This window comes from Mesorhizobium sp. M5C.F.Ca.ET.164.01.1.1, assembly GCF_004792125.1.
GTDB lineage: Bacteria > Pseudomonadota > Alphaproteobacteria > Rhizobiales > Rhizobiaceae > Mesorhizobium > Mesorhizobium wenxiniae.
On sequence record NZ_SRTG01000001.1, the window covers coordinates 2,761,832 to 2,774,772 of the forward strand.

Annotated in this window: 9 protein-coding genes; 5 read left to right on the forward strand and 4 right to left on the reverse strand. The window is 60.1% G+C overall.

The features are described from left to right. Positions 1-4 precede the first annotated feature (4 nt). Entirely contained in the window at positions 5-1,570 is a 1,566-nt protein-coding gene (locus tag EN807_RS13575) for a GumC family protein (RefSeq protein ID WP_135935270.1), read from the reverse strand. A 171-nt stretch (positions 1,571-1,741) separates the two neighbouring features. Between EN807_RS13575 and EN807_RS13580 the strand changes: the two genes are divergently transcribed. After that, positions 1,742-3,055, forward strand: a complete 1,314-nt coding sequence (locus EN807_RS13580) for a VpsF family polysaccharide biosynthesis protein (RefSeq protein ID WP_210239979.1) — start codon at positions 1,742-1,744, stop codon at positions 3,053-3,055. Positions 3,056-3,073: 18 nt separating this feature from the next. Here EN807_RS13580 and EN807_RS13585 read toward each other — a convergent pair whose 3' ends face one another. Then, positions 3,074-4,114, reverse strand: a complete 1,041-nt coding sequence (locus tag EN807_RS13585; protein ID WP_246684083.1) for a hypothetical protein — start codon at positions 4,112-4,114, stop codon at positions 3,074-3,076. 602 nt (positions 4,115-4,716) lie between these two features. Between EN807_RS13585 and wecB the strand changes: the two genes are divergently transcribed. The 3 genes from wecB to EN807_RS13600 are packed head-to-tail and all read left to right on the forward strand — an operon-like array spanning position 4,717 to position 8,001. Beyond that, the gene (gene wecB, locus EN807_RS13590; RefSeq protein WP_135935272.1) at positions 4,717-5,871 is read left to right on the forward strand and encodes a UDP-N-acetylglucosamine 2-epimerase (non-hydrolyzing); all 1,155 of its coding nucleotides are present in this window, start codon (positions 4,717-4,719) and stop codon (positions 5,869-5,871) included. Then, entirely contained in the window at positions 5,864-7,201 is a 1,338-nt protein-coding gene (wecC, locus tag EN807_RS13595; protein WP_135935273.1) for a UDP-N-acetyl-D-mannosamine dehydrogenase, read from the forward strand. The genes wecB and wecC overlap by 8 nt, the downstream gene beginning before the upstream one ends. Next, positions 7,198-8,001, forward strand: a complete 804-nt coding sequence (locus tag EN807_RS13600; RefSeq protein ID WP_135935274.1) for a WecB/TagA/CpsF family glycosyltransferase — start codon at positions 7,198-7,200, stop codon at positions 7,999-8,001. The genes wecC and EN807_RS13600 overlap by 4 nt, the downstream gene beginning before the upstream one ends. A gap of 124 nt (positions 8,002-8,125) precedes the next feature. On the opposite strand, the gene EN807_RS13605 is transcribed toward EN807_RS13600, so the two are convergent. After that, on the reverse strand, positions 8,126-9,565 hold the full coding sequence (locus EN807_RS13605) for a polysaccharide biosynthesis C-terminal domain-containing protein (RefSeq protein WP_135935275.1): 1,440 nt from the start codon (positions 9,563-9,565) through the stop codon (positions 8,126-8,128). 152 nt (positions 9,566-9,717) lie between these two features. Here EN807_RS13605 and EN807_RS13610 point away from each other — a divergent pair, with 152 nt between their 5' ends. Beyond that, a complete protein-coding gene (locus tag EN807_RS13610; RefSeq protein ID WP_135935276.1) occupies positions 9,718-10,836 on the forward strand; it encodes a glycosyltransferase family 4 protein in 1,119 nt (372 codons plus the stop codon). A 108-nt stretch (positions 10,837-10,944) separates the two neighbouring features. On the opposite strand, the gene asnB is transcribed toward EN807_RS13610, so the two are convergent. After that, on the reverse strand, positions 10,945-12,834 hold the full coding sequence (gene asnB / locus EN807_RS13615) for an asparagine synthase (glutamine-hydrolyzing) (protein WP_135935277.1): 1,890 nt from the start codon (positions 12,832-12,834) through the stop codon (positions 10,945-10,947). Between the last annotated feature and the right edge of the window lie 107 nt (positions 12,835-12,941).

Below are 12,941 nucleotides of genomic sequence, written 5' to 3' on the forward strand. Positions count from 1 at the left end.
GGATTCAGGCTCGGCTGACGTCGATGCCTGATCGGTTCGGCGGCTGGCGAATGTCGCGAACGATGCCCATGGCAAGGGCGAGCAGCATGCCTAGCGCAAAGCCGGCGAAAGCTCCCAGGCCTGCCATCAGGGGGGTGCGGGGCGGCCACGAGCGTCCCTGTGGCGGCACGGCGGTGGAAATCACCTGTACATTCGTGGTGTCGATCTGCTCGCGCTCGGTGATTTGGCGCGAGCGAGACAGGAAGCTTTCATAGACCGCCCTCCTCGAGGCGGCGTCGCGTTCAAGCTCACGCAGGGCGACCTGGGACTCGCCGTCGGTGAAAACACTGCTCTTCAGATCGTTCATCTTGGCGCTGAGGGAAGCCAATGAGGCGTTGGCCTTATCCAGGTTGGCTTTTGCGGTGCCGACCGTGCGGGCGAACTCTGCCCTGAGTTGGGAACTGACGGTCTCGAATTCTGTCCTAAGCCGGACAATCGTCGGGTGGCGCGGACCAAAGGTCATGGATTGTGAATCGATTTGCTGCCGCAGGCTATTTGCCTTGTCGCGCAGTGCTGCGAGTGCTGCCGAAACCGCGGGGTCAGGATTGGCTCCATTGACACCGGAGGCAACTAAGGCGTCGTAACTTGCCTGCGCTGCGATGACGCGCGATTGCGCCTCTCCAATTTCACTATTGAGCTGCGTCATCGTCTGCGAACTGACAAGCTGGCCATTGCTGGAGGACAGGTTGTGACTGCGCCTGTAGCTCTCGACCTTCTCTTCGGCCGCCTGCACGTCGCGCTTGAGTTGGCCGAGCCGGCCCTCAAGAGCAGCTGCGGCACGGCTGGCACCAGCAGCTTCGGCCTTGGCCAGTTCGTCCTGGAAAGCCTTCACTATGGCTTGCGAGATCAGGATCGCCTTGCCGGTGGTTTCTGCCGATACCGAGAGGGTTGTGACGAACGACGTTTCATCTGCAGCGACGCTGACCCGCTCCGCCAGGCTTTTCTGGGCGATAAGCTTCGGATCGGACTTGGCGCCACTCGCTGCAGCACCAGACGTGGAGGAGCTCTGGTCCGGGTCGAAAAACTCCGGATCCCTGGCTAGACCGAGTTCGTCCACTACTCGTGCAAGCACGTTGCCCGAGGTCAAGATGCGCTGCTTGCTGCGCGCGTTAAGTATTTGGCTGTCGACCTGGCCTGGTTGCGAGTAGAGATCGTTTTCCACAACCTGCAAATTGGCAGGATTGATGAGGATTTCTGTCGTAACGGTATAACGCTGTTTGCTCAGCAACCCATAGGCGGCGCCGATGACGCCGCCGGCCACTGCCAGCATCAATGCCAAGACGAGCCCGGCACGCAGCCAGACAAACAGGCGTCGAAAATCGAGCTCAAGGAAATCGCCGATCTTGTCGAGCGTCACCGTCGGGACAGGCTCGGGCGTGTGCGGAGTGACAGGGGCGGAGGTGCGTGCCATGACTGGGGCATCCTGTTGCAGCCTTGCCCTGCTGGCGCGCCGTGCATTGGCGATCCGCTCGAGTGCGCTGATATCGGAATCCGCTGCAGAGGGAGGGGTTGTGCCGGAAGCGGCGGACATGGTGCTAACTCTTGTTATTCGCTACGCGGGCCAGCACTACAGAAAGATCGTTAACATCTCATTTTCCAAGTTGGCATATTTTGCCGAGTCACACGCCGCGTCCGTTCGGCGGTCCCTTGAATGGATCTCGTTGGCCAGAATGCCGCTTGAATACCCCCATTTGGATGGGCCATGAGCTATCCCGCTGCCGCATCGGAACGATTGCTGTCCAGCCAGGCGCGCCGTCAGAACGCGCTGTCGATTCTGTTTTTCCTATGCGCTGCGCTGGCGTTCCTGCTCCGCTTCACGGTTTCACCGCAGATTATGAACATGGTCGTCGACTATACGGCCGACGGTGGTTCATTCTACGAGAAACTGCATTTCGGCACCTATGCTATCTTTCTGCTGCTTCCGTTCGTTCTTTTCAGCCGGCCGTTTCTGCTGCAGGGCGACGAAATTGGAATCTTCAAGGCTTTGCTGCTCTATTCTGCGCTGATTTTCGCGCTGGTGCCGTATCTGTTCATCACCGGCCGCGCCGGCTCCTCCGGGTTCATCATCGATACCTATCTGGTGGCAGGCGCCGCAGGTCTGTTGATGCTGGCCATGAATGCGGAAGTGCGGCGGGCGTTGGGCGACGTCGTGCTTGGAATGGTGATCGTCAGCGCCGTGATGGGCACAATCGAAGCGGGGACTCAACATCGATTTCTGCCTTACGGTCTCAACGAACTGCAGTTCAGGCCAATCGGGCTATCGGCGCACCCGTTGGCCCTAGGCGCGCTCTGCGCCACTGTCATCGGATTCGTACCGCTGACGCGCTGGCGCATATGGGTGCGGGTGCTGGCGATCTTCGTATTGCTCGTCGGTTGTGCTGCGTCAGGCGCTCGCGCCGCCCTGTTGCTCGCTGCCGGAGAAACCCTCATTCTGCTGATGTTCGTGCCTTGGCCGCGCCTGACCCTCAAACACCAGCGGCAGGCCAAGTCTGTCGTGCTGCTGTTCGCCCTGGCGGCCGGCGCAGTGCTGGTGGCCATACTGTTTTCGGGCGGACTGCTGAACCGATTCGGCAACACGATCTTTGACGAAAATTTCATGGCTCGGGTGACGATCTACCAGGTGTTCGGACTTGTTAGCTGGAAAGACATCCTGTTTGGCATGAACGTCGACGACCTGCTGGCGATCGTCAACGAGAAGCTGCATCTGCCCTACATCGAGAGCGCGCCGGTGGTCATCATCATGCTCTTCGGCTTGCCCATAGCCGTGCTCTTCATCACGCTGGTATTCTGGTTCATTTTTCGGCTGCTGCGCGCGGCGCCGCTGCCGGCATGGATCGGCACAATGACGTTCCTGCTTGCTGCGCTGTCGAACAACGCGCTCTCGTCAAAATCGCCGGAGATCGCGATTATCGTGGTGCTGCTGCTTGCCTATAGAAACGCGCCGTATAGAAACCGGCCGAACAGCACATCGTCGGCTGCGGCTGCATCCGAGCCGAAACCGGATCGGCTCGGATAAGCACAGGCTCCAGACGCGTCAGCCGGCGCTATCCACAACCTCGACGTTGCCTGCGCGATTAAGCGTGTGAATGCCCGTGCGGGCCCATGCCGGCCCCGGGCCGATCGGGCGGGGCGGCGCAAAACGGACGTCGAAATCGTCAAGCCTATCCAGCCGCATCAAGCCGAGACCGCCGCCATAGGATTTCGACCCGTTTTGCACCGGCAGAACTACGGCGTCACCTTGGCGAATAAAGGCGCCGCCGGGCCGAGCGGCCGAGTGATCGACGGCGATGGGATTGAGCGCATGCGCGACCCACGGCCCGCGCAGCGAGGGTGCGGAATAGACCGCCATCGTATCCGACGCGCTGCCGTAACCGAACCGCTCCGTCCCCAACAGCCAGAAGCGCCCATCCAATTCGAGCAGCGTGGCGTCATTGAAATCCTTGTCCGTCATCAGCACGGTGTCGCGCACCCAGCGATCCGGAAACTGCGCGGCGCGGTAGAGCACAAGCTCGCGCGCCGCCCCACTTTCCGGAATCATGAAAATCTCGCCGGCCTGAGCGAACAGCTGCGGATACGACAAATGGTGCATTTCCTCCAGTACCACCCTCGGCACACCGAAGGTGCCATCTTCGCCCAGCTCGGCGACAGAAATCACGCCGCGACCCGTAGCGTAGGGAAATTCCTCGACAAACAGATAGTGGCGGCCATCCCGCTCGAGGACGAATGGATCGGCATAGAATCGCTGGCCATCGTCCGGGAGGACGGTGAACGGCTTACCGTCAAGTTGCCCGGTTTCGGCGACACCTGACCCGTCGATCAGCCGATAGGCGACCTGCCAATAAAAGGGCCGCCGTCCAAGTCTGAGTTTTTGCACGGCGCGATCGACCAACCCCCTGCAGAAAAAGGGCAGATAATGCCGGACAAAACCGCCGTTCCTCAGGATCGGTGCCGGGTTATCGGCAACTGGCACAAGGTCGCCCGCGGAAAAACGGGCGACGCTTTGCGCAACCAGCGAGATGGCCCCAGCGAGCAGGTCGTTGCAGCTGCGAGATAGCCAGAGCCGGTCGCCGAGCATCGGTCGCCCGCGGGCGACTGTGACGCCATCGAGGCGAACGGCAAGTTCGGGCGATCGCCCGCTCGCCAGCATCTCGGCCACACCGGCGGGGAAGGTGCTGTGGCCGCAAAATTCGAGCGTCAGAACCGGCGTGCTTCGTCGTGCGGCAGTGCCGGTGAGATCGATTACGAGGTCGGCTGGACCAGAACCGCCAGACGACAACGGCTCGGACCAGCTTGCCAATGAGGGACCGAAGCGCCGGTTCTCGACCGCCAGCACAATATCCAGGCCGCGTGCGATCGGCGCAGGCGTCGGCGCGCGGCAACTCGAAACCACGTGACCAGCTGCGTTCAACCGCACCAGGAGCTCATTTTCCCAGCGTCGAGATCCGACGGTGTGGCCGATAATTAAAATATTAGTCAATCGAATATGTTCTTTTTCAAGACTACTATGCCAGGATACCTATCGGTTTAGGCTTTCATAAGAGTTACCGGGGAGAACGCGGGCTTGGCTGTTAATCATATATTAAGATTTAAGGTCACGAAGGCGGCTTCTGCCGCTATTATAGCTCTTGTGGCGAATAACCAGCAGGTCGCGATGCCTTCTGGCGACCAGGATCAGCAATGAACGTCCTTTCACATCCGAAACTGCCGTTCAGGCAAAAACTGCTGATCGTGTTCGGCACGAGGCCGGAGGCGCTCAAATGCTTTCCGGTGGTGCGTGCCGCGCTTGCCCATCCCGGTCTTGTTACCGAGACATGCATCACCGGCCAGCATCGCGAGATGGTCGACCAGGTCATCGAACTGACCGGCCTGCCGGTGCATCACGACCTCAACATCATGCAGCCCGGCCAGACATTGTTCGACGTCACCTCGCGCGTGCTGCTGGGCATGGCCGACGTGCTGGAGAAGGCGAAGCCCGATATCGTCCTCGTGCAAGGCGACACGACCACGGCGATGACTGCGGCTCTGGCTGCTTTCTACAAACGCATCCCGGTAGCCCATATCGAGGCAGGATTGCGCAGCCACGATATCAACTCTCCCTTTCCAGAGGAACTGAACCGCAAGATTGCCGGCGACATAGCGACGTGGCATTTCGCGCCGACCATCCAGGCGCGCGACAATCTCATCGCCGAAGGAAAGGCTGCGAACACCATCTTCGTGACCGGCAACACTGTGATCGACACGCTGTTGCATTTTTCCGGCGCGATCGACGCCGACAAGTCGATGAGCGCCAAGCTCGCCGCCCATTTCCCGTTCCTCGATCCCGCCAAGAAAATGATCCTCGTTACCGGTCATCGCCGTGAGAATTTCGACGGCGGCATCCATCGTATCTGCACGGCGCTGAAGGGGTTGGCGGTGCGCGAGGACGTGCAGATCGTCTATCCGGTCCATCCCAATCCCAACGTGCGCTCGGTGGTCAACGCCGAACTAGGTGGCGTGCCGAATATCCACCTGGTCGACCCGCAGGACTATCTGCCGTTTCTGTTCCTGCAGAAGCAGAGCTATCTGGTGCTGACCGATAGCGGCGGCGTGCAGGAAGAAGCGCCTTCGCTCGGCAAGCCGGTGCTGGTGATGCGCGAGAATACCGAGCGGCCCGAGGGGATTGCGGCGGGCACCGCGCGTCTCGTCGGCACCGATATCAAAAAAATCCTGTCGAATGCCAACAGCCTGCTCGACGATCAGGCTGCCTATCGCGGCATGGCGGAACGACACAACCCGTATGGCGATGGCCGGGCCGGTAACCGGATCGTTGAGGAATTGCTGCATCATGGCTGAGATCAAAACCGTTTCCGTTATCGGCATGGGCTATATCGGCCTGCCGACCTGCGCCATCTTCGCCAGTCGAGGGCTCGACGTCATTGGTGTCGACGTCAACGAAGCGGTGGTCGAGAAGGTCAATCGCGGCGAAATCCACATCGTCGAGCCGGACCTCGATGGTTTGATCCAGAAGGTTGTAGCCAACGGCAAGCTTAGGGCTTTCAGTACACCGCAGCCGGCGGACGCGTTTGTCATCGCAGTGCCGACCCCGATGACCGAGGACCACAAGCCTGACGTGAGCTATGTGCTCGCGGCGGCACGAAGCATCGCCTCCGTGCTGAAGCGGGGAGACCTTGTGGTGCTGGAATCGACGTCGCCGGTCGGCACGACGCGCATCATGACGGGACTGCTTGCCGAGTTGCGGCCCGATCTTAGGTTTCCTGTCCTGCATGGCGAAGAAGCCGATGTCCTGGTCGCCTATTCACCCGAGCGCGTGTTGCCGGGAAAGGTTCTTACCGAGCTGATCAACAACGATCGCTCGATCGGCGGACTGTCGCGCAAGTCGTCGGAACGCACCGCAGCACTCTATTCAACCTTCGTTACCGGCGACCTGTTCACCACCCAGGCCGAGAGCGCGGAACTGGTGAAGCTGACCGAGAATGCGTTCCGCGACGTCAACATAGCCTTCGCCAACGAGCTTGCGGCAGTGTGCCAGGATCTGTCGCTCAACGTCTGGGAGGTGATCGATCTGGCTAACCGGCATCCCCGCGTGAACATCCTGCAGCCGAGCCCGGGCGTCGGCGGCCACTGCATTGCGGTCGATCCGTATTTTATCATCGACGCCGCGCCCAATAATACGCGCCTGATGGCTTCGGCACGCCGGATCAATTCCGAGCGTCCATTGTCGGTGGTCAGGGATATCGAAGCCTTGCTCGACCCTTCTCGCAAGCAGACGATCGCTTGTCTTGGTCTCAGCTTCAAAGCCAATATCGACGATATGCGAGAGAGTCCGGCTGTCGAGGTGGTGAAGCTTTTGTCAGATATTCCCAACCTGAAGATCATCGCGGCCGAACCCAACACAAATAGGCTGCCGCATGAACTCGAGGGTAAAGGCATCGTCTTCACCGATGCGCTTTCCGCCATCGACCAGTGCGATATCGTCGTCCTGCTGGTCGACCATCGGCAGTTTAATCTGGTTGATCCCGAAGCGCTCAAGGACAAGAAGCTCATCGACACAAGGGGTTTGTGGACCTGGCGCAAAGCACGCAAGCCCGACGCCCGCATCGAAGGCAAGAAATCAGCGCTCGAACACCTGGCACTTCCTGCAGGTGCAGAGGAGGCCGCATGAACGCGCACGACCCGGCATGGGCGCAGCATCGCCTGTTGGCGTCACGGCGCCGGGAATTCCTTGGCGCGCCGATCCATGCGCTGACCATGGCCGAGACGCTGGCCATCGCCGATGAGGCGATGACCCTGCGGCGGCCGCTGCATCATGTGGTCGTGAATGTCGCCAAGCTCGTGAACATGCGCAACAACTCCGAACTGCACGAGGACGTGGCAACGGCGGATGTAGTCAACGTCGATGGCATCGGGGTGCTTTGGGGTGCGCGTCTTTGTGGCGTCGCGCTTCCGGAGCGCGTAGCGGGTGTCGATATCATGATCAATCTGCTGAGCCTCTGCGACAAGCGGGGCTACAGGCTCTTTCTCCTGGGCGCCGAACAATCCGTTCTCGATGCGGTTAGAATGCGACTCGCGAGGGATCATCCGGGCCTCATCGTCGCTGGCATGCGCAATGGCTATTTCAAGCCGGAAGACGAGGCCGGCATCGTCGAGGCGATCAACGCCTCGGGCGCCGACTGCCTGTTGGTGGCGATGCCGACGCCGCGCAAGGAGCGCTTTCTCAAGCGCTATCGTGACGAACTCACTGCGAGTTTCGTCATGGGCGTGGGCGGTAGTTTCGACGTCTATGGCGGCAAGGTTGCCCGGGCGCCAAAACTGATTCAAGCGATCGGTCTGGAGTGGTTGTTTCGCGTGGCACAGGAGCCGCGACGCTTGTGGCGCCGCTACTATGACACCAACACTGCCTACGCAGCGCTGCTGTGCCGCGAGTTCTGGAACCGCCGGGGACGCCGAAAGGTCGATCTATAATTAGCGATTACCCAACAGGGCACCGGCCTGGGGCTACAGCATCGGTCGGAAATCGGAACCGCTTTTTCCAAAACTACGATACGACGCTCTTCGCGGTTGAACAATTGCACGCGCCATCGCGGGTCTATACGAGCCGTAGCCGCGCCCTCAGCTTAGCTACGAACTGCATCGCGGCGGCAGGATAAAACAGCCAGGTCAGCCCGAAGAAAACCACTGCGCCAGCGGTGCCGCCCGCGACGAGCGAGAAGATGGCCGGCATATCGCCGAATAGAGCGCTGGCAAGGCTGGCGGCCAGCCCCGTGCAGACCGAGATGACGATCGAAATGCCGATGTCTCGCCATGGCACCGGCACCGGCGTGAGCCGTTCGCTGATGATGATGCAGGCCAAAAGACCTGCCAGCGATCCGCCCGCCAGCGCCAAAGCAGCGCCGACCTCCGCCATCGGGGGGATCAACAGCACGGACAGTGCGATTGTCGCCACCGAGCCGAAGGAATTGGCGATGATCAGCAGCCACGGCCGCTTGTGCGCGTGCACCACGGTGCCATAGACGAAGCTGGCGAGATTGGCACACAGCACGCTGAAGGCGATGATCGGAAAGAGCAGGCCGAAACGGCCGTGATATTCGGAGGGCAGCAAGAGCTGAGTGATATCGCTGCTGAGTGCGACCAGCATCGCTGCAACCGGCAGGCAAAGGCGCATCATCAAGGCCATCAATTGCGACAGCAGCCGGCCCGATGCCGCAGGCCCGTCGTCGTCGAACCGGCTGACCACCTCGGGAAAGGCGCCCATGTTGATGGAATTGGCGACCATATCGATGGGCTGGCGGGCCAGTGCATAGGCTGCGGCGAAGATCGCCACCGCGCCGGCGTCGTAATAGATCTTGAGGAATACACGCTCTGCGCTGTGCAGGCCGAAGCCTACCAGCGCCATGATGACCAGGGGCACACCGAGGACGAAGAACTCTTTCTGGGTGAAGCGTGGCGGACCGGCAATCACGCGTCGGGATGCCATTAGGCCCGCCACGATACCGGCGATTAAAACGCCGAGGCTCGAGCCGAGCGATACCGTCAGGAAGGAATCCTGGAACATGACAATTGCGCCGATCGGCAGCGCGAGTTGCAGCACGGCGCGCAGGAACTCGAGCATCGAATAGACCGAATGACGCTGCTGCATCTGCAGCACCGTCAACGCGAAGCGGCCGATGGAGCCGGCGATCAGGTAGCTGCAGACGGCGATCGCGAACTCGACCCAGCGCTCCGGCACGATCACTGCGGAGGCGATGACGGATATGATCAGCGCCAGGGCCGTGCTGGCAAGCAACACCCGCCCGGCCAGCATCAGGCTGCCACGGCTGACGTCGCCTTTGCCGCCAAGCCTGAGCAAAGCGATGCGCAGCCAGTTGGTGACGGCAACGTCTGTCATTTCGCCGACGGTCACCACCAGGGTCAGCAGGCCATACTCGGTCTGATCGATCAGCCGCGTCACGATGACCAGCAGGAGCAGCGCGGAAATCCGCGTCAGCAGGATCGCCGGGGCATAGATAAGCGTGGAGCGCAGCAGCAAAGAGTTGTCCCCGGAAAATTCACCTTCGATTAACCGTCGACCGGCGGAAAATCCAGCGCGATGACGGCAAAGGGTGAACAGATTCAGTTTGAACTAACGGATTCGTCGTAAACCTTGTTTGAAACCTTTGCCTTGTCGTTCCGAATGGAGTCATGTTGCAGCGTCCGGTCCACAATCAAAAAGTCCATGTCCTTGTCGCGACGCCTTCGGGCGTTTCGGGGCAGGGTGGTATCGACCGCATCATGGGCGCGCTGAAGCAGGAGTTCGAGCGGCAGGAGATCGCCGACATCGACGTACGCTTCCTTGCCAGCCGCGGCCCAGGGCATGTCGGGTTTTCGATCTTCTATATGTTTGACTTTTGCTTGCGGATGCTTGCGGCGCGTTTGGCGAAGCGCGCCGATGTCATCCACATCAATATATCAGTCTCCGGCAGCACCTATCGCAAGATGGTGATCGCCGCCTGCGCACGGTTGCTGTCGATACCCTATGTCCTGCATTTGCATGGGGCGCAGTACGAGACATTCTGGAAAGACGATCGTAGTTTCATGAGCCGCCGCATCGAAGCTCTGTTCGAGCGTGCCGGTCGGGTGATCGTCTTGGGCGGGCTTTGGCGCGACTTCGTCGCCAGCCGGGCACCGGGGGCGGCGGGCAACATTGTCATCGTTCCCAACGCCACGGCGGTTCCCTCCTTGGCGCATGTCGGTGGCGGCGACCATGTGCATATCCTGTTCCTTGGCCGCATCGGCGACCGCAAGGGCGTACCGCAATTGCTGGATGCGCTGCACCGCATGGATCCGATCAAAAGTTGGCGCGCCACGATCGCCGGCGATGGCGAAGTCGAGGAGGCCCGAACGAGAACGGCCGAACTCGGCCTTGCCGAGCGCGTTACCCTTCCTGGCTGGGTCGGGCCCGACGAGGTCGCATCGCTGATCGCTTCGGCGGATATTCTGGTGCTACCCTCCTTTGCCGAAAACCTGCCCGTCTCTGTCATCGAAGGCATGGCCGCAGGTCTCGCGGTAGTGACGACGCCTGTCGGCGCCGTGGAGGATATCATCACCAACGAGGAATCCGGGTTGCTGGTGCCGCCCGGCGATGTTGCGGCGTTGACCGAGGCGCTGACACGGCTGGTCGAGAATCCGGCATTGAGAGCCAGGCTTGGTGCTGCCGCGGTGGCCGTGCATCGGGACCGGCTTGAGCTCGCACCGTTTGTCGGCGCGATTCGTGAAGTCTGGAGGTCCGTCGCGTCAAAGGCTCAATCGGTCAAGCGCTGACGCCATCCTAGTAAACGTGGACGCTGAGCTTGCGCGCCGCCGCTTGAGTGCGCAGGTGAGCCTAAGACGAGCAACTGCGGGTCGAGCGCGATATCGATCCCATTGGCGTCACTGCGGCGCTCCAAGCCCAAATTCGCGATGGAATATCTCCAAATTCAACAGCGCCCAAATTAGCTTTTCGTGGTCTGCGGCACCGCTGGCATGCTCCGAGACGATTTGATCAAGGTGTTTCGCGCTCAAATAGCTGCGAATGACGGATTGAGAGGAGCAAAGATGGTCGTGCACGTAGTTCCTCATCGGCCCGCGAAACCATTCGGCGACGGGCACCTTGAACCCGATCTTGCGGCGGTTGAGAATTTCCTCAGGAAGCATGTTGGCCATACTGTTGCGCAAGATCAGCTTGCCCTTCCGCCAACCCACCTTGTAGCGATCGGGCAATTTGCTGACGAACGCAACCAGATCGCGATCGAGGAACGGCATTCTTCCTTCGATTGAACCGGCCATCATCATCCGGTCGCCTCGTTCCAAGAGATTGTCAGGCAACCACGATGTCTGATCGAAAAACAGCGCGCGGCGAAGATGGGATGCCTTCGCGCTTGAGGAGAACGGGAAGTCGTTGCGTTCATTGCGGCAATTGGCCGGCGCACCGATGAGGCGACCGTGTTCCCGCGCTGTCATGGCCCCAAACCAGGAGATCATCCGAGTGGCAAAGTCCCTTTCGCCCGCGCTTCGGGCAAATGTATCGAACTTGGCCGATGCGCCAGGCATGGCGCGTATCAGAGGGGCGAGAACGTTGTTGTGGAGCAAGGCTGGAACGAGCGACCGGTAGATTCCAGCAAGTGACTCCGCGCGATGTTTGGGATACCCGCCGAGAATCTCGTCTGCCCCTTCCCCTGTGAGCACCATCTTGACGTCCTGCGAGGCTCGCTCCGACATCAGGTAAATTGGAATGTCCGAACTTTGTGAAACAGGCGCCCCCAGATGGCGAATCAACTTGGGCAGGTGGTCAATCAGGTCGTCGGCCTCAATGACCAGTTCGCAATGATCGGTCTTGAAATGATCGGCGACGCGTCGGGCGAATGGGAGTTCACTGTAAGCCGGTTCGCTGAAACCGACCGAAAATGTACGAATAGGCTTGTCGCTGTGCTTGGTCATCAGGGCGACGATTGCTGACGAGTCGAGTCCTCCGGAGAGAAAGGCGCCAAAGGGTGCATCGCTGCGCATTCTGATCTCGACGGAATGGTCGAGCAGTTCCAGAAATCGCCGCTTGGCGGTTTCGTCGTCGATGTCCTCGGTCAGATCGGTTTGATCTGGAGGCGTATAATAGCGCGTTTCCGTCACTGTCCCTTGCGACCAAACAGCATAGCTTCCGGGGTTGAGTTTGCGGATTTGTTTAAAAAGCGTGCGCGGTCCAGGCACGTAACGCCAGCGCAGATACTCGTGCACAGCGTCCAGATCGAGCTGCTGCGCGTTTGGCTGCGATGACAACAACGCGTTGATCTCCGAGGCAAACGACAGCAATTTTTCGCTTTCCATGAGGTAAAGGGGCTTTTTGCCGAAGGGATCGCGGCCGAGAATCAATTCGTGCCTCTGAGCATCCCAGAGCGCAAAAGCGAACATGCCGCTCAATCGGTCAAACATGGACAAGTGCCACTGATCATAAGCTCTGAGCAGCACCTCGGTATCGGAGCGCGTTCGAAAATGATGACCGAGGCCGATCAGTTCCTGGCGCAACTCGATATAGTTGTATATTTCGCCGTTGAAAATAATTCTGAGACGGCCGTCGTCGATATGCATCGGCTGATTTGAATCGGCGTTTAAGTCAATAATCGCCAGGCGGCGATGCACCAATGCCAATTGGTTCCCGCCGGCGTTCAAGTCCAAGAACTCGGTGCCTTCGGCATCGGGGCCACGATGCCGCAATGCGTTGGACATTCCGGCGGCGCGATCTTGTGGGTTCTCGACTCTCGGCCCGATCCAGCCGGCAATTCCGCACATCATCTCTTCCCTGGGCGCGCGTATTCGCGACGCTGTTTACGACGAATGTGTTAAACACTTGGTTGCTGACGAACCGGCTCGCGGAGAAAGCCGCCAAGGTGGTTCAA

Bases quoted from the DNA above. Each gene is read 5' to 3' on its own strand.
- EN807_RS13600 (WP_135935274.1), top strand. From the start codon at position 7,198: ATGAACGCGCACGACCCGGCATGGGCGCAGCATCGCCTGTTGGCGTCA.
- EN807_RS13585 (WP_246684083.1), bottom strand. From the start codon at position 4,114: ATGCTCGGCGACCGGCTCTGGCTATCTCGCAGCTGCAACGACCTGCTC.
- wecB (WP_135935272.1), top strand. From the start codon at position 4,717: ATGAACGTCCTTTCACATCCGAAACTGCCGTTCAGGCAAAAACTGCTG.
- EN807_RS13610 (WP_135935276.1), top strand. From the start codon at position 9,718: ATGTTGCAGCGTCCGGTCCACAATCAAAAAGTCCATGTCCTTGTCGCG.
- asnB (WP_135935277.1), bottom strand. From the start codon at position 12,834: ATGTGCGGAATTGCCGGCTGGATCGGGCCGAGAGTCGAGAACCCACAA.
- EN807_RS13580 (WP_210239979.1), top strand. From the start codon at position 1,742: ATGAGCTATCCCGCTGCCGCATCGGAACGATTGCTGTCCAGCCAGGCG.
- EN807_RS13575 (WP_135935270.1), bottom strand. From the start codon at position 1,570: ATGTCCGCCGCTTCCGGCACAACCCCTCCCTCTGCAGCGGATTCCGAT.
- wecC (WP_135935273.1), top strand. From the start codon at position 5,864: ATGGCTGAGATCAAAACCGTTTCCGTTATCGGCATGGGCTATATCGGC.